Here is an 18,733-nt window from a genome sequence, read left to right on the forward strand (position 1 = left end):
GAAATGACACAAGGGAGATAATCTAGCGTCACCACCGATCAGTTACCGGAAACCGAGGAACACCACGTGCAACCAGTTCGACGCGCCAGCCTCATCTCACAGGTCACCGAACAACTCCGCGACGAAATACGGAGCGGAACGTGGCCCGTCGGAACAAGGATTCCCACCGAACCCGAACTGACCGAACTGACCGGCACCGGGCGGAACACCGTGCGCGAGGCTGTGCAGGCACTCGTGCACGCGGGCATGCTCGAGCGCCGACAGGGCTCGGGAACCTACGTTGTGGCACTCACCGATCTCGGTGGCACCCTCGGCAACTACTTCGCCGGAGCGCACGAGCGCGACGTACTCGAACTGCGTCGAGCACTCGACATCACCGCTGCGACACTCGCCGCCGCCCGGCGCACCGATGACGACGTCGCCGAACTGACACGCCTACTCGCGGTACGGGCAGCAACCTGGGAGGGTCACGACACCACAGCAGCCGCCGTGGCCGACGCGGCACTGCACCGCGCGATTGTCGCGGCCAGCCACAATGCGGTGTACCTGGAGTTCTACGACTCCCTGCTGCCCGTCATCGAATCAACGATCCATCAGCACATCGACGCCACCGGAGAAGGATTCCACAGCCGGCATCAGAACCTCGTGACGGCGGTCATCGCGGGCGATACACGGGCCGCATCGGATGCAGCGCGTGATCTGTTCGAAGGCCTGGTCGCCGACTTCGGCTGACCACGCGAGCTAGAGAAGCAACCGGACGATATCGGAGGTTCGGGCCAGACCGGGAAACGCGTCCGCCGTCGACCGGGGATGCAGAACATGAACAGCCAATCGGAACATCACGGCTCGAAGCAGCATCTGCGGCCACTCCGGCAGATCCTCCCACCGGCCGACCAGAGCCTCGTCGGCGCCGCCCCACGAGATGGCGTCGACAACCGCGACAGCTGCGGCCCAGGCCGCCGGTCGCCAGTACGGCGTGATGTCGGTGATCCCGGGAGCCATGCTGCCCGAGAACAGAACGGTGCCGAACAGATCACCGTGCACCAATTGATCAGGACTCTGAACCGGTTTACGGAGAGTGGCCAGACCCGCGATCAGTTCGAGGCTCTTTCGCCCGTCGGGAGTCGGCGACTCGAGCTGCTCGACGCCCTTCGCAATTCTCAGCGGAACCGTTTCCCAGGCCGCGCGGTCAGCGGCAACAAACACGTCGACCTCCGCCCACGGTGGGACCGGGGGCTGCGCCAGGAATCGCGGACGCTCCAGCGACGCCGTAGCAGCGTGGAGCCTGCACGACATGGAAACAACCTCGTCGTGCCGCGGTTCAGGCGTTCCGACGATGAAAGTGTCGGCGCGCCAACCGGATACGACATACCTGCCGTCGGTGGATCGGACCGGACGGGCCAAACGCACCCCGTCGACTTCGAGATTCTCGCGCACTTTTGCCGACCAGGCCGCGCGCGCATGATCCGCGACGGCAGAGAGGACGACGTCTCCACACAACCAACCGCCGTCCCAATCCGCACCGAGTGGGATGGGCTCGACTTCGCGGAGGCCGAAGGTGGAGCACACGTGTTGGGGAGGTTGGCCTGTGCTCACCACCCCAACGCTACCGGTGCGAACCCGCTACGGGGTGCAAGGCACGCCTAGTAGAGGGGCAGAGAAGTATCCACCTGTTTCGCCCACGCGACCGCGCCGCCCTGCACATGAACGGCATCCGCGAACCCGGCGCTCTTGAGGACGGCAAGCGCCTCAGCCGACCGGATACCGGTTTTGCAGTACAGAACTATCTGCTTGTTCTGCGGCAACGACGCCAACGCTTCACCCGAGACAATCCGGCCCTTCGGAATCAGAACCGCCCCCGGCAGGTGCATGATGTCCCACTCGACGGGTTCTCGCACGTCAACGAGCTGCAACTCGCGACCGCTCTCGATCAGCTGCGCGAGTTCCGGCGCCGTGATCGTCGACTGCGCCACTGCCGCGCTCGCCTCCTCGGACACCACACCGCAGAACTCGTCGTAATCGATCAGTTCCGTCACCGGCGCCCGCGACGGGTCACGTTGCAACCGAATTGTGCGGAATGTCATCGACAACGCGTCGTACATCATCAGGCGACCGAGCAACGGTTCGCCGATTCCCGTGATCAGTTTCACGGCCTCCGTGGCCATGATCGAACCCACAGTCGCCGGCAGGACACCGAGCACACCACCCTCCGCACACGACGGCACCATGCCTGGCGGCGGAGCTTCGGGGTACAGGTCCCGATAGTTCAGGCCCACACCGCCCGGCGCGTCTTCCCAAAACACGGAGACCTGGCCTTCGAAGCGATAAATCGAACCCCACACGTACGGCTTACCGGCGATGACGGCGGCATCGTTGACGAGGTACCGCGTCGCGAAGTTGTCGGTGCCGTCGAGGATCAGGTCGTACTCGGAGAACAGTTCGACCGCGTTGGAGTTGTCCAGGCGGAACTCGTGCAAGCGCACGTCGACGTGGTCGTTGATCTCGAGGATCGACTCGCGCGCACTGACCGCCTTGGAGCGGCCGACGTCCGAGCGGCCGTGAATGACCTGCCGTTGCAAGTTCGACATGTCGACTTCGTCGAAATCGACGATGCCGATCGTTCCCACTCCCGCCGCAGCGAGGTAGAGCAATGCCGGCGAGCCGAGTCCGCCGGCACCGATGAACAGGACCTTCGCGTTCTTGAGCCGCTTCTGACCCGACATCCCGACGTTCGGAATGATCAGATGCCGGCTGTACCTCGCGACTTCTTCCCGGCTCAACTCAGCGGCAGGCTCCACCAGAGGTGGCAGGACGACGGGTGATGCGGACACGAACGAACTCCTGAATTATCTACTTACGCTCTCGGATACGGCCACGGATTGAAACGGCAGGTCAGTCCGTTCATCGGTACGACGCCATCGGGATCGAGGACCGCGATGTCGTTATTGGCGGTTCCGAACGTCTGCTGCATCATGATCGGCGCCAAACCACCTTCGGTTTCGCACGGCTGATGTTGGGCGTATCCAATGGCATGGCCGACTTCGTGGTTGATCTGATACTGCCGGTACGAACCGATGTCACCCTGGAACGAGATTGCTCCGCGAACCCATCGCGGCTCGTTGAGCAGGACTCGATCCATACCCGGGTTGTAGCACGAGCCTTCGAGTTCGATCTCGTATCCACAGCCGTCGCGAATGGTCATCTGAGAAGTCAACGAGATGCGAAAATCGGGCGAACCGGAATCGATACGCCGGAATGCGACCTTCGGATCGTTGGTCCAACTCTTGGGATTGGCCAGCGTCTGATCGATCATCCGGCCGTACGACTCGTCGCCGCCGAATCCGGTGGTGTCGACGCCGTCCTCGATTTCGACGGTGTACGTGAACTCACGCTCGGTGCCCTGCCCGACCTTGCCCGTAGTTCCGGGGACTATGTGCCACGTGCCACCACCGGTGACCGCAAACGGTCCCCCATCCGGAAGTGCTCCGGACGGTATCGATGCCGCGAACTCGCCGTCCGCAGCCGGCGGAGCCCCGATGACATCGGTCCCGTCGGTGCTGTGCGCGAGGTCGGCAGTAGCCGTCGTAGACGACGAGGAATCCGTGACGGGGTCCGCACGCAGAGCGTCGAAGATGACAAAAATCGTCAGAATTGCGAGCACGGGAATCGCGTACGCACGCCACCCGTACGTCGCAACGAACTTGCCGAGCCGACTCTGCTTACGGGCACTGCGATCCGGCCGTGGGGTGCGTGGGGTCTTGCCCACCTGCCTTTTCGTGGGATCCCACTGCGCTCGCAACGGCTGGTGCGACGCAATTCCTCGGTAGTCGCGCTCTCCGTACATCCGGTCCTCGTGCGCACGGCTCTCACCGTCTTGGTTGCCCCACGGCTCGCTCACTCCGCTGCGCATTCGAAGCTCGTCACGGTCAGGGTTCTGCGTAGTTCGTCCACGCATGCGCGGTCCCCCTGGGTCAGTCACGGCTCCAGAATCTCACATCCCGCAAGCGGCAGGCTCCGACCGCACGAAACCCGCAGGCAAGGGCGTGTCAGATGTGCCATCCACCACATCACGCCGCGCGAGGTTCCGCTTGCCGAGACGAAAAAACGCGAGCGCGCGACACACGGTATCGTTCATGCAGCTACGGCTGATGTGACGGAGGATACTGGCGAGTACGCATTCGCGACTCGACATATTCGTGCCGCGGCCGAATTTTACTTTTGCTCAGATTGGACAGCGACATGACAGAACTCGCGGATCGGACAGAATCCGATCGCGGTACATCGGCCGGTAAGCCGGCTGGAACCCGTCGCAGCACCCGCCTTCCGCGAGATGCACGCCGGCTCCAGCTCCTCGCCGCTGCCAGCGAGGTGTTCGTAGCCAACGGCTACCACTCTGCGGGTATGGACGAGATCGCCGAATGCGCAGGCGTGAGCAAGCCGGTCTTGTACCAGCATTTCCCAGGCAAACTCGAACTGTATGTAGCGGTTCTGCAGAGTTACGTCGACAGCCTTATCTCCGGTGTCCGCCAAGCCCTGCGCTCGACCACCGACAACAAACAGCGTGTGCGTGCCGCTGTTCAGGCATTCTTCGATTTTGTCGACAACGATTCACAGGGCTTCCGCCTCGTCTTCGAGTCCGACATCATGGGTGAGCCGCAGGTGCAGACGCGGGTCGAGCAAGCCACCGAAGCGTGCGTCGACGCAGTCTTCGACCTGGTCAGCCACGATTCCGGCCTCGACCCCTACCGGGCGCGCATCCTTGCCGTCGGCCTGGTCGGCGCCAGCCAGTTCACGGCTCGCTACTGGCTGGAAGCAGCTCGCCCGATCCCCAAGGAAGAAGCCATCGAAATCACGGTGACCCTGGCCTGGGGCGGTCTCTCGAGAGTGCCCTTGCAGTCCTGAAGACACAGCAGTCCTGATCTTTACGGCAGTCCTGTTTCTTACAGAAAAGGGCGGGCAGTCTCAGCTGAGACTGCCCGCCCTTTTCTTACCTAACGCATCAGACGGTAGGCGCAAACCCAACCTTGCGAATATCGGACGGCCCGATTTCCACATATGCGACGCGGCTCGCCTGCACCAGGAACTTGCGGCCCTTGTCGTCGACGAGCGAAAGAACCGGCTCGCCGCCACCGAGGACGCCTGAGACCAATGCCTCAACCTCGTCCGGGGTCTGTTCGCTGTTGACGATGAGCTCACGCGGGCTGTCGATTACACCGATCTTGACCTCCACGGTCAACCTCCGAACTGTTCGTGAAATACATCAGCTGTCCTGGCCAGGCTAATGCAGCATCACTCCCACATGCTCGCTGCCGCGCTGTGCCGATAGCGAACAGGCTCAGACCAGTCCGAGCGTGGCCATGCGCTCGGCATGCTTTTCCTGCATACCGTCGAACAATGCGACCACACCGTTGAGATCACCGGAGGCGGAAATCACCAGGTCCGTGAGATCGTCGCGCTGCGCGAGAACAAACTGTGCCTGCGTAATCGCCTCACCGAGCAGCCGGCGTCCCCACAGCATGAGGCGGTCCTTGACCCGGCTGCTCGACTCCACGGCGGCCTTCACTTCGAGGACCACGAATTCGGAATGCCCGGTCTGGGAGAGAACGTCCTCGACGATCTCGGCCACGTCTTCCGGTAACGAATGACCGATTTCCCGATAGAAGTCGGCGGCAATTCCGTCGCCGACATAGGCCTTCACGAGGGATTCCATCCACGTCGACGGAGTCGTCGACGCGTGGTAGTTGTCCAGCGCGCGAACGAAAGGATCCATGACCGCAAAGATCTCGTGCCCACGTTCCGTCAGAGCCGCGCTCAACGTCTCGAAGTGCGCCATCTCCGCCGCCGCCATGCTGGCAAAAGCAACCTTTCCATGCAGGTCAGGAGCCATCTGCGCGTCCTCGGACAAGCGATAGAACGCTGATATCTCGCCGTACGCGAGTACCGCGAACAAATCGATCACGCCGGGATGGTCGGAAGGCACCCGGCCGGCGGTTCCAGTGTCAGTCGAAGCATCAAGATCGTGTGCGCCCATGCCTACGAACTCTAGTGCCACATCCCCGCTCGGTCCCCTCGATCACCCCATGTCGACAGGGGTGATCTAGGCCATGCTTTGCTGGGAATTGCCCGGTTACCGTTACAATGGTTTCGGGAGTCCGCTTAGTTTCCCCCGCCCGTTCATTCAGCGGGGATGATCTAGTACTCACGGACCCCACAGATAATGTGCGCGCACCTGCATCGAAGGTTGTTGCCCGCTTCGCCGAGATTTCACGGACGGCATCAGAACATCGGTCCGCGAAACCCCAGTGCTGAGGCGTAGGCAGAGCCGACGAACAAGAGGGCATCGACTTCGGCCGATTTACGGCCAGGCCCCTTACCTTGTGCGTGCGTACCGCAACGAGGAAAGGCTAGTCCCCTGAGCAAGATCACGATCGACCACGAAGACGAAGCAACAGAAAACACCGTGTCCGTCCAGCTCGACGACACCCATGTACCCCCGACGTTTGCCGAACTCGGTGTCCGCGACGAAATCGTCCGCGCGCTGAACGAAATCGGCATCGAACGCACTTTTGCCATCCAGGAACTCACACTTCCGTTGGCTCTCGCCGGCGACGACCTCATCGGTCAGGCCCGCACCGGAATGGGCAAGACCTTCGGTTTCGGCGTCCCGCTGCTGCACCGCATCGCCACTGCCTCCAATGGCACCGCTGCCCTCGACGGCACGCCCCGCGCCTTGATCATCGTCCCGACCCGCGAACTGTGCATCCAGGTTGCTCGCGACCTCGAGAACGCCAGCAAGTACCTCCGCGTCGGCGATCGCGGTCTCCAGGTTCTGCCCATCTACGGCGGCCGTCCCTACGAAGCTCAGATCGCGGCACTCCAGAAGGGCGTCGACGTTGTTGTCGGCACCCCGGGCCGCCTGCTCGACCTCGCGAACCAGTCGCACCTGATTCTCGGCAAGGTCGGCGTTCTCGTACTCGACGAAGCCGACGAAATGCTCGACCTCGGCTTCCTGCCCGACATCGAACGCCTCATGGGCATGGTCCCCGACAAGCGTCAGACGATGCTGTTCTCCGCAACGATGCCGGGCCCGATCATCACCCTGGCGCGCACCTTCCTGACGCAGCCGACGCACATCCGTGCCGAGGAAGCCGAATCGTCCGCCGTGCACGATCGCACGAGCCAGCACATCTACCGTGCACACGCACTCGACAAGGCCGAGATGGTCGCCCGCGTGCTGCAGGCCGAAGGTCGCGGCGCAACCATGATCTTCACCCGCACCAAGCGCACCGCCCAGAAAGTCGCCGACGATCTCGCCGAGCGCGGCTTCTCCGTCGGTGCCGTCCACGGTGACCTCGGACAGATCGCCCGTGAAAAGGCCCTGAAGGGCTTCCGTAACGGCAAGGTCGACGTTCTTGTCGCCACCGACGTCGCTGCTCGCGGTATCGACATCGACGACGTCACCCACGTCATCAACTACCAGTGTCCCGAGGACGAGAAGACGTACGTCCACCGCATCGGCCGTACCGGCCGAGCAGGACGCACCGGTATCGCCGTCACGCTGGTCGACTGGGACGACATCCCTCGCTGGCAGCTCATCGACAAGGCACTGAGCCTCGGAATTCCCGACCCGGTCGAGACGTACTCGAGCTCGCCGCACCTGTACGAAGAGCTGTCCATCCCGGCCGACGCGAAGGGCACCGTCCGCAAGACTGCGCCTGCGAAGGCGCAAGCTGCGCCCGAAAAGGCGAACGCGGACACGAAGGCTGCTGCCGACACCGACGGAAGCGAAGAGAAGGCCGCTCCTCGTCGCAACCGGACCCGTCGCCGTACCCGGGCCGGCAGCGAATCAGCTGACGCAACTCAGACAACTGCACCCACGGCGGATGCTGCTGCACCCGCCGACGATGCTGCCACTTCAGCCGATTCCGACGCCGCATCCAAGCCGCGCCGTCGCCGTCGTCGTCGCCCGGCGCAGGCCGTTGCGGCAGCCGCAGCAGAGTAAGCTCCCCATGTGCTGGCACCTGAACGGCGTACTCGCTCTGATGTAATCGCGGCTCTCGGTATCGCGCTGGCCGTGATCGTGGCGGTGACCGTGGTGTGGTTGCGCAGTGATGCGCGCGGAACCACCTCGGTCACCGCTGACACGGCTCTCCCTCCGCTGACGACGTCCGCGGTTCTTCCGGACATTCTGCGCGAGGTGTGGGCGTTCCCGAGCGCGGACTCCACAGCTCCGATCGCCGTGGGCAACGCCGCAGTCACAGCGGACGGCTCCGACGTCGTCGGCCGTGACCCCGCCACCGGGGACGAAGTGTGGCGTTACTCGCGCAACTATCCACTGTGCGGAGCTATCGGTTCCTGGGATCGAGTCGTGGCGGTGTACCAGGACGACCGTGGGTGCTCACAAGTCACCTCGCTGGTAGCCGACACCGGAGCACGTAAAGACCAGCGCAACAGCGACGCCGATCCGTCGGTCACCTTGTCGGCCGACGGCACCTATGTCATCTCCCTCGGTGACACCCGAATGGAACTGTGGCGCTCGGACCTTGTGCGCACGCTCGAGTACGGCCGCGTCGACGCCCCGGTCAATCCCAACAAGCAACCGCACGCAGGTTGCGAATTACTCAGCGCCGCTTCAAGTTCCAGCCGCGTGTCCGTCCTCCAGAAATGCGAGGGCGACGCGTCGAACCGTCTGACGATCATGAATCCCGCCCCGAAGGATGCTCAGGAACCGCAGGAATACGGCACGGTCGTGCTTCCGGATTCCGAGGGTGCCCGCGTCGTCGCCGTGTCCGGTGAGAAGACCGCCGTCTACCTACCCGGCGCAAACGGAACCGTCTCTCGCCTCAGCATTTTCGACGGCGCCGGCACCGCACTGGTCGACTACCCCGTGAACGGCGTCGACTCTCAGCGCGCAACCCTCCGCACCGACAAGAACAGCATCACGTGGTGGACCGGCACCCAGACGATCAATCTTCGATCGAACGACTTGACCCCCACCTGGATCGTCGAGGGAACATCCGGCCCGGGCACGCTGGTCTCCGATCAGCTTCTTGTTCCCGTACCCAACGGAATTGCCGTGATCAACCCCACCGACGGCGCCGTCACCCGCATGATCGGCGTCGACCGCGGCGCCATCACCTCACCGATCGTCATCGCGAGCGCCGGCGACACCATTCTCGAACAGCGCGACGGCACCCTGGTTGCGCTGCGCTGACTTGCCTCAGACCGTCGGGTCCGGCACAAAGGTGACGATTTCGCTTCCCGCCCAATGCTTTACAAGGTTCGCCGCCAGATCGCGATAGGCGTCGGCCCCCTTGTTCTTCCGGCCGGCCAATACCGTCGCACCGGACGCCGACGCTTCGGCGAACTTGACGGTCCGCGGGATCGGCGGAGCGAGCACGGGCAGCGAGTAGCGGTCACTCACATCTGCGAGAACGTCGCGGCTGTGTGTAGTCCGAGCGTCGTACAGCGTCGGCAATGCACCGAGCAGAACCAGGTCGGGGTTGGTGATCGCCTGCACTTCGCGCACCGTACGCAGAAGCTGCCCCACACCGCGATGCGCCAGCGTTTCGCATTGCAGTGGAACAAGAACCGACTGCGCGGCAGTCAATCCGTTGAGCGTCAACACACCCAACGAAGGCGGGCAGTCGATGATGACGACGTCGTAGTTCCCGAGCAGCGGCGACAGCGCACGCTTGAGCGCGAACTCTCGGCCCGGACGCATCAGCAGGAGCGCTTCCGCTCCCGCCAGATCGATGGTTGCCGGCAGAAGATCCATGCCGTCACCGGTAGACAGGATCGCATCGGCAGCGTCGAGATCACCGGCCAGGACTTCGTTGACCGAACGTTCGAGCCGATCGGGGTTGTGCCCGAGCGAGAACGTCAGGCACCCCTGAGGATCAAGATCCACCACCAGTACACGTTGACCGAGAGCGGACAGAGCCGCACCGAGGGAGGCGACGGTCGTGGTCTTGGCCACGCCGCCCTTTTGATTTGCCACTGCGAGAACCGTCGTCACAGATAGATCCTTGCGCATTTCGAGCGAAGAGGCGAACGCTACACGCGGATGTCGTGTCACGAGTTGTCCTGCAATGATGGGCACATGGCCTCCTCGGTTCGCAGCACCGTCACGTCCAATCCCCGCGTCATTCTCTTGCGTCACGGCGAAACCGAATGGGCCCGCAGCGGTAAGCACACCAGTCGCACCGAAGTCCCGCTCACCGCGCTCGGCGAGATCCAGGCCACCGCCACCGGTAATCGCATTCGAGCACTCGGCCTCCGCAATCCCATGATCCTGACCAGCCCACGGCTGCGCGCCCAGCGCACGGGCGAGCTCGCAGGGCTGCCGGACGAGCAGACATGGGATGCATTGTCCGAGTGGGATTACGGCGACTACGAGGGACTCACCACGCCTGAAATTCGCACAAGCGTCCCCGATTGGACGGTGTGGAGTCATCCCTGCCCGGGCGGCGAGCATGCCGACGAGATCGGCGCCCGCACGGACATGGTGCTCAGCCTGGTGACCTCTCAGCTGGCCGAACGGGACGTCATCCTGATCGGGCACGGTCATTTCTCCCGCGCTCTCATCGCGCGGTGGCTCGAACTGCCCGTCTCCGAGGGCCGACGATTTGCCCTCTCCCCCGGCGCCTACTCGGTGCTCGGGTACGAACACGGATCGACGCATCTCCTGCACCACAACGTGCCACCGCTCGTGGAAGGCTGAGCGCCATGATCCGACGCGCCACTCCCGCAGACATCCAGCCGATCACCGACATGATCTACGAACTGGCCGATTATCAGAAGGCGCTCGACGAGTGCACCGTCAAACCCGCTCAGATCGGCGAAGCACTTTTTGGTGATGCGGCGTCCGCTTTTGCCCATGTCGCGGTCTCCGAGAGCGGAGATGTTGTCGGTATGGCGCTGTGGTTCCGCAATTTCTCGACCTGGGAAGGCGTCTACGGCATCTACCTCGAAGACTTGTACGTGAAGCCCTCCGAGCGCGGATCAGGCCACGGCAAAGCCTTGTTGGCTGCTCTCGCGAAGGAATGCACGGACAACAACTACTCACGCCTGTCGTGGTCGGTGCTCAACTGGAACACATCGTCCATCGGGTTCTACGAATCACTCGGCGCCGAGGCGAAAACCGAGTGGACCACCTACCGACTGACCGGCGACCACCTGGGTTCGTTGGCCGCGCAGGCTCGCTAGAGCGTCAGCTGTCGGTCTTGTCCCGACCCTCGGTCGATTCGGTCTCCTCGGTCGCGATCTCGTCGGAGAATGATCCGTACTCCAGTGCCATCCATTTGGACGTGGGCGCGGAGAACAGGAAAACCAGCGTCACGAGAACAACCGCTCCGAGGACAACACCGAGAAATACCTGGTGCGAGTCGGTCAAAAGCGACCAGGCAACCGGCAGAAGCAGCAACTGCGCAACGACGGCAATCGCGCGTCCCCACCGCCGACCCGTCAGCAGCGCGATACCGGCAGCCAACACGGCACCACCGAGAATTGCCACCCACGCGGCAAACCCGTAACCGTTGGTCACGCTCTGGTCGTGCCCGGTCAGACCCCGAATTACGGCGACTACGGCAAAGCCGGCCGCAACCAGACCTTGCAGCGTCACGAGGGCACCCGCCCACCTGACTGTGTTGGGAAGGGTATTCGGGCTGGCAGTATTCGGCACGAGACCAGCCTAGAACACGACACCGGATAGGCTCATGCCCCGTGCGCGCACTGCTGATCGTCAATCCCAATGCCACCTCGACCACCGCGGCCGGTCGTGATCTGTTGGCTCACGCTCTCGAGAGTCGGGTGCGACTGACCGTGACGCACACAACCCATCGTGGTCACGCCGCCGAACTCGCCCGGCAAGCGCACGAAGACGGTTTCGGTGTGGTGATCGTCCACGGCGGCGACGGCACCGTCAACGAAGTGGTCAACGGCCTCCTCGGATCGCCGCATCCGACATCGATGAAAGCCGTGCCTGTAGGACCCATTCCGACCGTCGCGGTTGTTCCCGGTGGATCCGCCAACGTGTTTGCCCGTTCACTGGGCATTGCACCCGATCCTGTCGATGCCACCAATCAACTGATCGATCTCTTGAGCGAGCGGACTCGTCGACGCATCGGACTTGCCCACGCAGACAACCGATGGTTCACGTTCAACGCCGGGATGGGCCTCGACGCCGACGTGTGCGAGGCCGTCGACGCCAGTCGTAAGAACGGTGATCCCGCGACGCCGAGCCGATACGTGCGCACCGCGATCGCCGCGTTCTTCCGGGCCAAGCGAGCCGAACCTGCACTGACGGTCCAGCTTCCGGGTCAGGATCCCATTTCGGGCGTCCACTATGCATTCGTGTCCAATTCCAGCCCGTGGACCTATCTCGAAGCGCGCCCCGTACACACCAATCCCGGAACGACTTTCGACTCCGGGCTCGGACTCTTCGCGATGACGAGCACCAAAGTCCTTCCCTCCCTGAAGGTTGTCCGGCAACTGTTGGCGAAGGGCGCGGAGCCGAAATCGAAAGTCCTCGTACGGACCGACGACGTCGCGGCCATCACCATCGAGTCGTCACGGCCGATCGGTTTTCAAATGGACGGAGATTTCATCGGACTTCGCAAATCGGTCGAATTTACCGCTGTACCGGACGCACTCGAGGTCTTCGCTCCACTGCCTGCGTGATCCACACAACTGTCTTGACCTGCAAAAACAGTGGAAAACCGTCATTGCTCTCGGGTAAAATGCCGATGACTACAAGGTTGCCAATCGGTACGTCCGATTTTAGTGAGTTGGCCCACGAACCTGTCCAAATCTATTGACATACCGCGAGTTCGTGAAAGCATTCACAAGTAACAGTGCGGAAACATTGATTACGCACACACAAACTCATTGGTACCAAACGGTGTATTCACACCCAGCTTAAGGAGCGAAAAAGATGGACTGGCGCCACAACGCAATCTGTCGCGACGAGGATCCCGAACTGTTCTTCCCCGTGGGAAACAGCGGACCGGCCCTCGCACAGATTGCCGATGCCAAGGTTGTCTGCAACCGCTGCCCCGTCACCGCCGAATGCTTGTCCTGGGCTCTCGAGTCCGGTCAGGATGCAGGCGTGTGGGGCGGAATGAGCGAAGACGAGCGTCGCGCACTCAAGCGTCGCAACGCACGCACTCGCGCACGCACTTCCGTCTAGGCAAGTACTCGAGTACTTCAGACGTCCGACGCGAACGCGAGTACAGCTCCTCCCGTTTTGCCGTCGAAGACGACAGCCCGGCACACCATGGTGCCGGGCTTTTTGTCTGCTCGAAATATCGCGATCGAGGCGAATCAGTAACGCGCACTTCGCCTGCCGAGCGGCACACGGAGAACCGCATCGGTTCCGCCACCACTTCCCGGGTGCAATCCGAGTGAACCTCCGAGCTCTGCACCGAGCAGTGTCCGCACGATCTGCAAGCCCAGACGGTCGGATTTCTCGAGACTGAAACCCGCAGGCAAACCACGCCCGTTGTCGTGGATGATCACGTCCAGCCACCGCGCCGAACGCTCCGCGCTGAGAGTCACGGTGCCCGCGACGCCAGGATCGAACGCGTGCTCTATCGCGTTCTGTACCAACTCCGTCAGCACCATCACCAGCGGCGTCGCTCGCTCGGCGGAGAACACACCGAAACTACCCTCACGCCGGATCGTCACGGGCGCACCGACTCCCGCGACATCGGAGAGCATCGGAACCAACCGGTCGATCACCTCGTCGAGGTCGACCTCCTCGTCCACCGACATCGACAACGTGTCGTGCACCAACGCGATCGACGTAACGCGTCGTACCGATTCGGTCAAGGCCTGGCGTGCTTCGTCATTGCCGGTTCGCCGAGCCTGCAAGCGCAACAGCGCCGCGACGGTCTGCAAGTTGTTCTTCACACGATGGTGAATTTCGCGGATGGTCGCGTCCTTGCTGAGCAGGGCACGATCTCGCCGCTTCACCTCGGTGACGTCGCGGACGACAACAGCAGCCCCCACATGTTGTCCACCCGGCTTGAGGACCAACGCACGCAGCAACACCGTGGCACCGCGCGCTTCGATCTCCATCCGTCGACCGGGCTTGTCCGCCAAAGTGTCTCGGATGTAGCCGGCGGCCTCTTGCGATTCGAACGGGTCGGTCACCAACATCCGCGTCACCGCGGCGAGATCCTGGCCAACGAGATCCGCACTCAACCCCATGCGGTGATAGGCGGACAACGCATTCGGGCTCGCGTACACCACCCGTCCCTCGGTATCGAGCCGGATGAAACCGTCGCCCGCACGCGGACTCGAGTTGGTATCCGAACGCGATTCCCGAACCGGGAACGTGCCGTCGCTGATCATCTGACACAGGTCGGCAGCGCAATCCAGATACGCCACTTCCAACGGACTCTGCGCCCGCTGATGCGAGAGGTTGGTATCGCGACTGAGGGCGGCAATGACACGGCCGTCCAATCGCACCGGCAATGCCTCCCGGCGCGGCGGCATACCTTCGCGCCAGTCAGCGTCCTCCGTCCGCACCACCTGTCCCTCGACCAACGCACGCAGAACCTGCGGATGCTCGGACTCCGACACAAGGGTCCCGACAGCGTCTTCCGGGAATGCCGTCGACGCGGTGGTCGGACGGCAATGCGCGACGCAGATCACGCTTCCGGACGGCGCGGACTGATCCGATTCGGCGGCCACCCACAGCAGGACGTCAGCGAAGGAGAGGTCGGCGAGGAGCTGCCACTCGCCCACCACCCGTTGCAGGTGATCGACGGCGGTGCCGGGTAGGTCGGTGTGTTCTGCCAGGAGGTCGCTGAGAGTGGACATTCGCGAACGCTTAGGAGATCACGGCGATCAAGTCGCCTTGCTGAATGACATCGCCGACCTTGACTCCCACGGTGGTGACGGTGCCCGCAACCTCCGCCAGCACCGGAATCTCCATCTTCATGGACTCCAGGATGACCAGCGTGTCGCCGTCCGCGACAACATCGCCCTCACTCACGACAACCTGGAACACCGTGGAAACCATTTCCGCGCGCACGTCTTCTGCCATCGTGAACCTCACTTCTGCCGAGAACCGGTAGGACTTCCGCCGCCGGGAGACCCGATCGACCTGCCAATGGAACCACACCGAGGTGGGCGTGAAAGAATGACGCGAAAGAAACAGAAGGGAGACCAATCATGGGTAAGCGCGGTCGTAAGAAGCGTAGCCGTAAGGGCAGTGCAGCTAACCATGGCAAGCGTCCAAACGCCTGACATGTAGTGCACCGACAACAAGGGGCGGGGAAGCAATCATTGCTTCCCCGCCCCTTGTTGTTGTTGACGTCTCAGACGCCCCCAGCCGGACTATTTGTCGGTTTCGGTACTCGTCACGATGATCGTGCGTCGCAACTCGATGGTGAGCCTCTGACGGAGGCTCTCGGGCGCATGCTCGCCACCGCACTTGCGGCTGATCAAACTCTTGACCTTCTCCTCGATTCCGTACGCTGCGAGGCAGGAACCACAATCGTCGATGTGTCGCTGCAGACGCGCACGACTGGCATCGTCGCATTCACCGTCGAGCATCAACCACACGTCGGCAATGACCGCTGAGCAGTCGAGCCTTTCGAATTCGTCCTGCGTGCTCATCGGGTAACACCTTCCGCTTCGGCAGCTACGTCCTTCTCGCCCCGGTTGAACCCGCGGTCCTTCGCGACGTCGCCCAACAATCCGCGCAACTGCTTACGTCCGCGATGCAGCCGTGACATCACCGTTCCGATGGGCGTGCCCATGATCTCCGCGATTTCCTTGTACGGGAAACCCTCGACGTCCGCGTAGTACACCGCCATGCGGAACTCTTCCGGCAGCTCCTGCAGAGCGGCCTTGATGTCGTCGTCGGGAAGCGCGTCGAGCGCCTCGACCTCAGCGGAACGCAGCCCGGTCGACGTGTGCTCCGCCGTAGCAGCCAACTGCCAGTCGGTGATCTCGTCGGTCGGATACTGCGCCGGCTGACGCTGCTTCTTCCGATACGAGTTGATGTACGTGTTGGTGAGAATCCGGTACAGCCACGCCTTGAGATTGGTTCCGTCACGGAACGATCGGAAAGCCGTGTACGCCTTGATGTACGTCTCTTGAACCAGGTCCTCGGCATCCGAGGGATTACGCGTCATACGCAGCGCGGCACCGTAGAGCTGGTCGAGCAAAGGCAGCGCGTCCCGCTCGAAACGGGCAATCAACTCATCCGCAGTTTCGGGCGTTTCGGACGCAACGGCATCGGCAGGTTCGGTGACCTCCGACTGTTCGTCCTTGGGCCGGTCGTGTTCCAGCACTCTGATCCCTTCACTAGCCGTGGGGATCAAGGTTACCGCCATCGTCAGTTCCGACCTATGGGCCGGTCGTGGCTCGCACACAGCCAGCACGGTCGCTCCTTCACTTTTTCCGGATGGATCAACCAGTACCAACACCACTACCCCGGACATCATTCCCCCCGCTTCGCTCGACCTCGGACAACATTCCCCCTCGCTTCGCTCGACCTCGGACATCATTCCCCCTCGCTTCGCTCGACCTCGGACAACATTCCCCCTCGCTTCGCTCGACCTCGGACAACATTCCCCCTCGCTTCGCTCGACCTCGGACAACATTCCCCCTCGCTTCGCTCGACCCTTCTGGACATAGAGTGTCGCAATGGCCGGAACTGCGACCCCTGCGACCAAACTCCTCGAGAAGTCGAAGACCGCCCATCAGGTTCACAGCTACGACCACGACCCGCGCGCGGAATCCTTCGGCGACGAGGCGGTCACCGCCCTCGCCGGGGCTGTCGGTGTCACCGCAGGTCAGATATTCAAGACTCTGGTCGTCAAACTCGACACGGGGAAACTGGCCGTTGCCGTGCTCCCCGTCCCGAAGAAACTCTCGCTGAAAGCCGCTGCCGCCGCGCTCGGCGCAAGCAAAGCCGTCATGGCCGACCGCGCCGACGCAGAGCGCTCGAGCGGCTACGTCTTCGGTGGCATCTCCCCGCTGGGGCAGCGCAAGAAACTGCCGACGGTGATCGATGCGTCAGCACTCGAGTGGGATCGCGTCTTGTGCAGCGCCGGCCGGCGCGGACTCGAAATCGAACTGGCACCTGGCGACCTTGTCGATCTGTGCGGCGCGACGACAGCGTCGATTACTGCCGGCTGACAATTACTCGAACAAAGCCGTGGGCCTAAAGTCCCGAACCCGCCTACACCTAAGGTCCCGTCGATAGCCAGTCGGCGGGACGTTTCCCGGAGAGATTCACCCCCGAAATCACCCTTTGCAACGCATCCGAAATATGTTCCGACGCAATGGATTAGCGCATTTCTGTGAAATGGCGCACGATCAGCAAATCGGACTTGACGGACATAGCGACCATCGAGTTACCTAGTAATTGAAGGATTGATCAACTACCCACCGCCATCGGCACACTCTTCGATTCGACCTGCCCGGCCTTGCTGTGCCGTGCGTCCATCCGAGCCTGTGCGCCGCCGCTTTCGGGACCGAAAGGCCATACTGTCGTGAACAATCAGCGCGGACGTACCAAGATCTACGCAGCAGCAGTAGCCGTCGCCAGTTTCACCGCATTCGCGGCTGCGGCTCCGGCAGCGGCAACAGATGGCGACAACGGCGAGGCGACAACGGCGCAGACAACCGCCGAGTCACCCTCCACCACCGAGTCGGCAACGCCTTCCGAGTCCACGCCAGCAACAACTCCAGCAACGTCGTCGGCAACTTCGGAGACCACAACGGCAGCGACCACAACCCCCTCGGCAAGCACAACAACGCCGTCGGTTGCCGCACAGTCGACCCCGACATGGACCACACCGACAGACGGCATCGCCGCAGGTGGGCGCGAATATTCCGTCTCTCCCGGAACCGTGACGGTCTACTACCCCGACGGCCAGAGCGCTGCGATGGGCCAGCACATCAACCTGACGATCACGAACCCCGACACCGGCGAGACCATGCAACTGGGAACACACATCGACGGCAACGGGCAGTGGACCGAAAAGTTCATCGGCCAATCCCCCTGGGTGCTCGATATTTCCTCACACCCGAACTTCCCGGGGTGGGAGAACTTCGATATCACCTGGGTGCAGGTCGACGGCCAGAACTACCACTACGGCGAGCACGGTGAACCGCCGATGCCCTCCGATCCCAAGACACCCGAAACAACAACCAGCACAACAACACCCGTGACCACCACAACGGTGACGACAACCCCCGTCACAACAACACCCGTCACGACCACCACCGAAGTAACGACCACAGAACCGACCACCACCACGGTCACCACCGAACCGACCACCACCGAAGTAACGACGACGGAACCGACTACCACGACGTCTGCGCGAGTCACCACGTCCTCCGCAGTGTCGACACCGTCGGCAACGTCGATTCCCACAACCACCACTCGGGTGATCGTTCTTCCCCCGATTCTCGTGGGAATCCCGAAGATCGACGGTGGGACCCCGGCGCCCACTACGGGACCGTCGAAGGAACCGGTGTACGTGGTCACTACCCCCGAGGGGTACAAGGTCCACGGTTACGACGATCCGCAGGGCACATTTGTACCCCTGGCCTACGACGACGCTCTGGTGTTCCAGACCGGGGCAAGTGAGTCCACCGGACCGTCCGGTGTGCTGATCGCCGGAATCGGCGGCGCGGCATTGCTGGTCTCCGCCGCGGGTGCATTTGTTTTGCGCCGTAAGAATGCGCCGAACCAGCACTGATCGGT

General features: G+C 62.7%; 22 protein-coding genes. 11 read left to right on the plus strand and 11 right to left on the minus strand.

From position 1 onward, the window contains the following. The first annotated feature begins 66 nt into the window (after nucleotides 1-66). On the plus strand, nucleotides 67-732 hold the full coding sequence (locus tag CJ178_RS09080) for a FadR/GntR family transcriptional regulator (RefSeq protein WP_033231164.1): 666 nt from the start codon (nucleotides 67-69) through the stop codon (nucleotides 730-732). Nucleotides 733-741: 9 nt separating this feature from the next. Here CJ178_RS09080 and CJ178_RS09085 read toward each other — a convergent pair whose 3' ends face one another. From CJ178_RS09085 to CJ178_RS09095, 3 genes are read right to left on the minus strand one after another with little or no spacing between them, the layout of a single operon-like run. Then, nucleotides 742-1,596, minus strand: a complete 855-nt coding sequence (locus tag CJ178_RS09085; protein ID WP_033231496.1) for a TIGR02569 family protein — start codon at nucleotides 1,594-1,596, stop codon at nucleotides 742-744. A gap of 47 nt (nucleotides 1,597-1,643) precedes the next feature. Beyond that, nucleotides 1,644-2,831, minus strand: a complete 1,188-nt coding sequence (gene moeZ, locus CJ178_RS09090; protein WP_045070524.1) for an adenylyltransferase/sulfurtransferase MoeZ — start codon at nucleotides 2,829-2,831, stop codon at nucleotides 1,644-1,646. Between the two features lie 23 nt (nucleotides 2,832-2,854). After that, a complete protein-coding gene (locus CJ178_RS09095) occupies nucleotides 2,855-3,844 on the minus strand; it encodes a DUF3152 domain-containing protein (protein WP_230589980.1) in 990 nt (329 codons plus the stop codon). 395 nt (nucleotides 3,845-4,239) lie between these two features. Between CJ178_RS09095 and CJ178_RS09100 the strand changes: the two genes are divergently transcribed. Then, nucleotides 4,240-4,902, plus strand: coding sequence for a TetR/AcrR family transcriptional regulator (locus CJ178_RS09100; protein ID WP_033231167.1), 663 nt, complete (start codon nucleotides 4,240-4,242; stop codon nucleotides 4,900-4,902). A gap of 97 nt (nucleotides 4,903-4,999) precedes the next feature. Here the strand turns inward: CJ178_RS09100 and CJ178_RS09105 are convergent, their stop codons facing one another. Continuing rightward, entirely contained in the window at nucleotides 5,000-5,230 is a 231-nt protein-coding gene (locus CJ178_RS09105) for a DUF3107 domain-containing protein (RefSeq protein WP_033231168.1), read from the minus strand. Nucleotides 5,231-5,335: 105 nt separating this feature from the next. After that, complete coding sequence (locus CJ178_RS09110; RefSeq protein ID WP_033231169.1) at nucleotides 5,336-6,031, minus strand: ferritin-like fold-containing protein; 696 nt, start codon at nucleotides 6,029-6,031, stop codon at nucleotides 5,336-5,338. 429 nt (nucleotides 6,032-6,460) lie between these two features. Here CJ178_RS09110 and CJ178_RS09115 point away from each other — a divergent pair, with 429 nt between their 5' ends. After that, a complete protein-coding gene (locus CJ178_RS09115; protein WP_257013071.1) occupies nucleotides 6,461-8,002 on the plus strand; it encodes a DEAD/DEAH box helicase in 1,542 nt (513 codons plus the stop codon). A 9-nt stretch (nucleotides 8,003-8,011) separates the two neighbouring features. Continuing rightward, entirely contained in the window at nucleotides 8,012-9,214 is a 1,203-nt protein-coding gene (locus CJ178_RS09120) for an Rv3212 family protein (RefSeq protein WP_095886566.1), read from the plus strand. 6 nt (nucleotides 9,215-9,220) lie between these two features. Here the strand turns inward: CJ178_RS09120 and CJ178_RS09125 are convergent, their stop codons facing one another. Next, on the minus strand, nucleotides 9,221-10,018 hold the full coding sequence (locus CJ178_RS09125) for a ParA family protein (protein ID WP_033231497.1): 798 nt from the start codon (nucleotides 10,016-10,018) through the stop codon (nucleotides 9,221-9,223). Between the two features lie 84 nt (nucleotides 10,019-10,102). Here CJ178_RS09125 and CJ178_RS09130 point away from each other — a divergent pair, with 84 nt between their 5' ends. Both CJ178_RS09130 and CJ178_RS09135 read left to right on the plus strand, forming a co-directional pair. Then, the gene (locus tag CJ178_RS09130) at nucleotides 10,103-10,723 is read left to right on the plus strand and encodes an acid phosphatase (protein ID WP_051730206.1); all 621 of its coding nucleotides are present in this window, start codon (nucleotides 10,103-10,105) and stop codon (nucleotides 10,721-10,723) included. Between the two features lie 5 nt (nucleotides 10,724-10,728). Next, the gene (locus CJ178_RS09135; RefSeq protein WP_092801137.1) at nucleotides 10,729-11,208 is read left to right on the plus strand and encodes a GNAT family N-acetyltransferase; all 480 of its coding nucleotides are present in this window, start codon (nucleotides 10,729-10,731) and stop codon (nucleotides 11,206-11,208) included. Nucleotides 11,209-11,212: 4 nt separating this feature from the next. Here CJ178_RS09135 and CJ178_RS09140 read toward each other — a convergent pair whose 3' ends face one another. Continuing rightward, a complete protein-coding gene (locus CJ178_RS09140) occupies nucleotides 11,213-11,683 on the minus strand; it encodes a hypothetical protein (protein ID WP_033231173.1) in 471 nt (156 codons plus the stop codon). A gap of 41 nt (nucleotides 11,684-11,724) precedes the next feature. Between CJ178_RS09140 and CJ178_RS09145 the strand changes: the two genes are divergently transcribed. Then, nucleotides 11,725-12,681, plus strand: coding sequence for a diacylglycerol/lipid kinase family protein (locus CJ178_RS09145; protein ID WP_092801139.1), 957 nt, complete (start codon nucleotides 11,725-11,727; stop codon nucleotides 12,679-12,681). Nucleotides 12,682-12,934: 253 nt separating this feature from the next. After that, nucleotides 12,935-13,189, plus strand: a complete 255-nt coding sequence (locus CJ178_RS09150; RefSeq protein WP_003940950.1) for a WhiB family transcriptional regulator — start codon at nucleotides 12,935-12,937, stop codon at nucleotides 13,187-13,189. Between the two features lie 134 nt (nucleotides 13,190-13,323). On the opposite strand, the gene CJ178_RS09155 is transcribed toward CJ178_RS09150, so the two are convergent. Both CJ178_RS09155 and CJ178_RS09160 read right to left on the minus strand, forming a co-directional pair. Continuing rightward, nucleotides 13,324-14,826, minus strand: a complete 1,503-nt coding sequence (locus tag CJ178_RS09155; RefSeq protein ID WP_092801142.1) for a sensor histidine kinase — start codon at nucleotides 14,824-14,826, stop codon at nucleotides 13,324-13,326. A 10-nt stretch (nucleotides 14,827-14,836) separates the two neighbouring features. After that, on the minus strand, nucleotides 14,837-15,052 hold the full coding sequence (locus CJ178_RS09160) for a biotin/lipoyl-binding carrier protein (protein WP_033231176.1): 216 nt from the start codon (nucleotides 15,050-15,052) through the stop codon (nucleotides 14,837-14,839). A gap of 128 nt (nucleotides 15,053-15,180) precedes the next feature. On the opposite strand from CJ178_RS09160, the gene CJ178_RS33700 reads away from it, so the two are divergent. Then, nucleotides 15,181-15,255: a 50S ribosomal protein bL37 gene (locus CJ178_RS33700; protein ID WP_095887907.1), complete on the plus strand. Its 75-nt coding sequence runs from the start codon at nucleotides 15,181-15,183 to the stop codon at nucleotides 15,253-15,255. Nucleotides 15,256-15,345: 90 nt separating this feature from the next. Here CJ178_RS33700 and rsrA read toward each other — a convergent pair whose 3' ends face one another. Both rsrA and CJ178_RS09175 read right to left on the minus strand, forming a co-directional pair. Next, on the minus strand, nucleotides 15,346-15,627 hold the full coding sequence (rsrA, locus tag CJ178_RS09170; protein WP_033231177.1) for a mycothiol system anti-sigma-R factor: 282 nt from the start codon (nucleotides 15,625-15,627) through the stop codon (nucleotides 15,346-15,348). Beyond that, a complete protein-coding gene (locus tag CJ178_RS09175) occupies nucleotides 15,624-16,307 on the minus strand; it encodes a sigma-70 family RNA polymerase sigma factor (protein ID WP_045070543.1) in 684 nt (227 codons plus the stop codon). Before CJ178_RS09175 ends, rsrA begins: the two co-directional genes overlap by 4 nt. A 355-nt stretch (nucleotides 16,308-16,662) precedes the next feature. On the opposite strand from CJ178_RS09175, the gene ybaK reads away from it, so the two are divergent. Together ybaK and CJ178_RS32740 are read left to right on the plus strand one after the other, a co-directional pair. After that, complete coding sequence (ybaK, locus tag CJ178_RS09180) at nucleotides 16,663-17,157, plus strand: Cys-tRNA(Pro) deacylase (RefSeq protein ID WP_045070546.1); 495 nt, start codon at nucleotides 16,663-16,665, stop codon at nucleotides 17,155-17,157. Between the two features lie 356 nt (nucleotides 17,158-17,513). Then, nucleotides 17,514-18,728, plus strand: coding sequence for a hypothetical protein (locus CJ178_RS32740; RefSeq protein WP_179300732.1), 1,215 nt, complete (start codon nucleotides 17,514-17,516; stop codon nucleotides 18,726-18,728). Nucleotides 18,729-18,733 lie beyond the last annotated feature (5 nt).

The sequence above is a fragment of the Rhodococcus sp. ACPA4 genome, from assembly GCF_002300185.1.
Taxonomy (GTDB): domain Bacteria; phylum Actinomycetota; class Actinomycetes; order Mycobacteriales; family Mycobacteriaceae; genus Rhodococcus_F; species Rhodococcus_F globerula.

Excerpts from the sequence above, each read along its gene's own strand:
- CJ178_RS09095 (WP_230589980.1), bottom strand. The coding sequence starts at position 3,844 with ATGTACGGAGAGCGCGACTACCGAGGAATTGCGTCGCACCAGCCGTTG.
- CJ178_RS09100 (WP_033231167.1), top strand. The coding sequence starts at position 4,240 with ATGACAGAACTCGCGGATCGGACAGAATCCGATCGCGGTACATCGGCC.
- CJ178_RS09110 (WP_033231169.1), bottom strand. The coding sequence starts at position 6,031 with ATGGGCGCACACGATCTTGATGCTTCGACTGACACTGGAACCGCCGGC.
- CJ178_RS09130 (WP_051730206.1), top strand. The coding sequence starts at position 10,103 with ATGGCCTCCTCGGTTCGCAGCACCGTCACGTCCAATCCCCGCGTCATT.
- CJ178_RS09135 (WP_092801137.1), top strand. The coding sequence starts at position 10,729 with ATGATCCGACGCGCCACTCCCGCAGACATCCAGCCGATCACCGACATG.
- CJ178_RS09150 (WP_003940950.1), top strand. The coding sequence starts at position 12,935 with ATGGACTGGCGCCACAACGCAATCTGTCGCGACGAGGATCCCGAACTG.
- CJ178_RS09155 (WP_092801142.1), bottom strand. The coding sequence starts at position 14,826 with ATGTCCACTCTCAGCGACCTCCTGGCAGAACACACCGACCTACCCGGC.
- CJ178_RS09160 (WP_033231176.1), bottom strand. The coding sequence starts at position 15,052 with ATGGCAGAAGACGTGCGCGCGGAAATGGTTTCCACGGTGTTCCAGGTT.
- rsrA (WP_033231177.1), bottom strand. The coding sequence starts at position 15,627 with ATGAGCACGCAGGACGAATTCGAAAGGCTCGACTGCTCAGCGGTCATT.
- ybaK (WP_045070546.1), top strand. The coding sequence starts at position 16,663 with ATGGCCGGAACTGCGACCCCTGCGACCAAACTCCTCGAGAAGTCGAAG.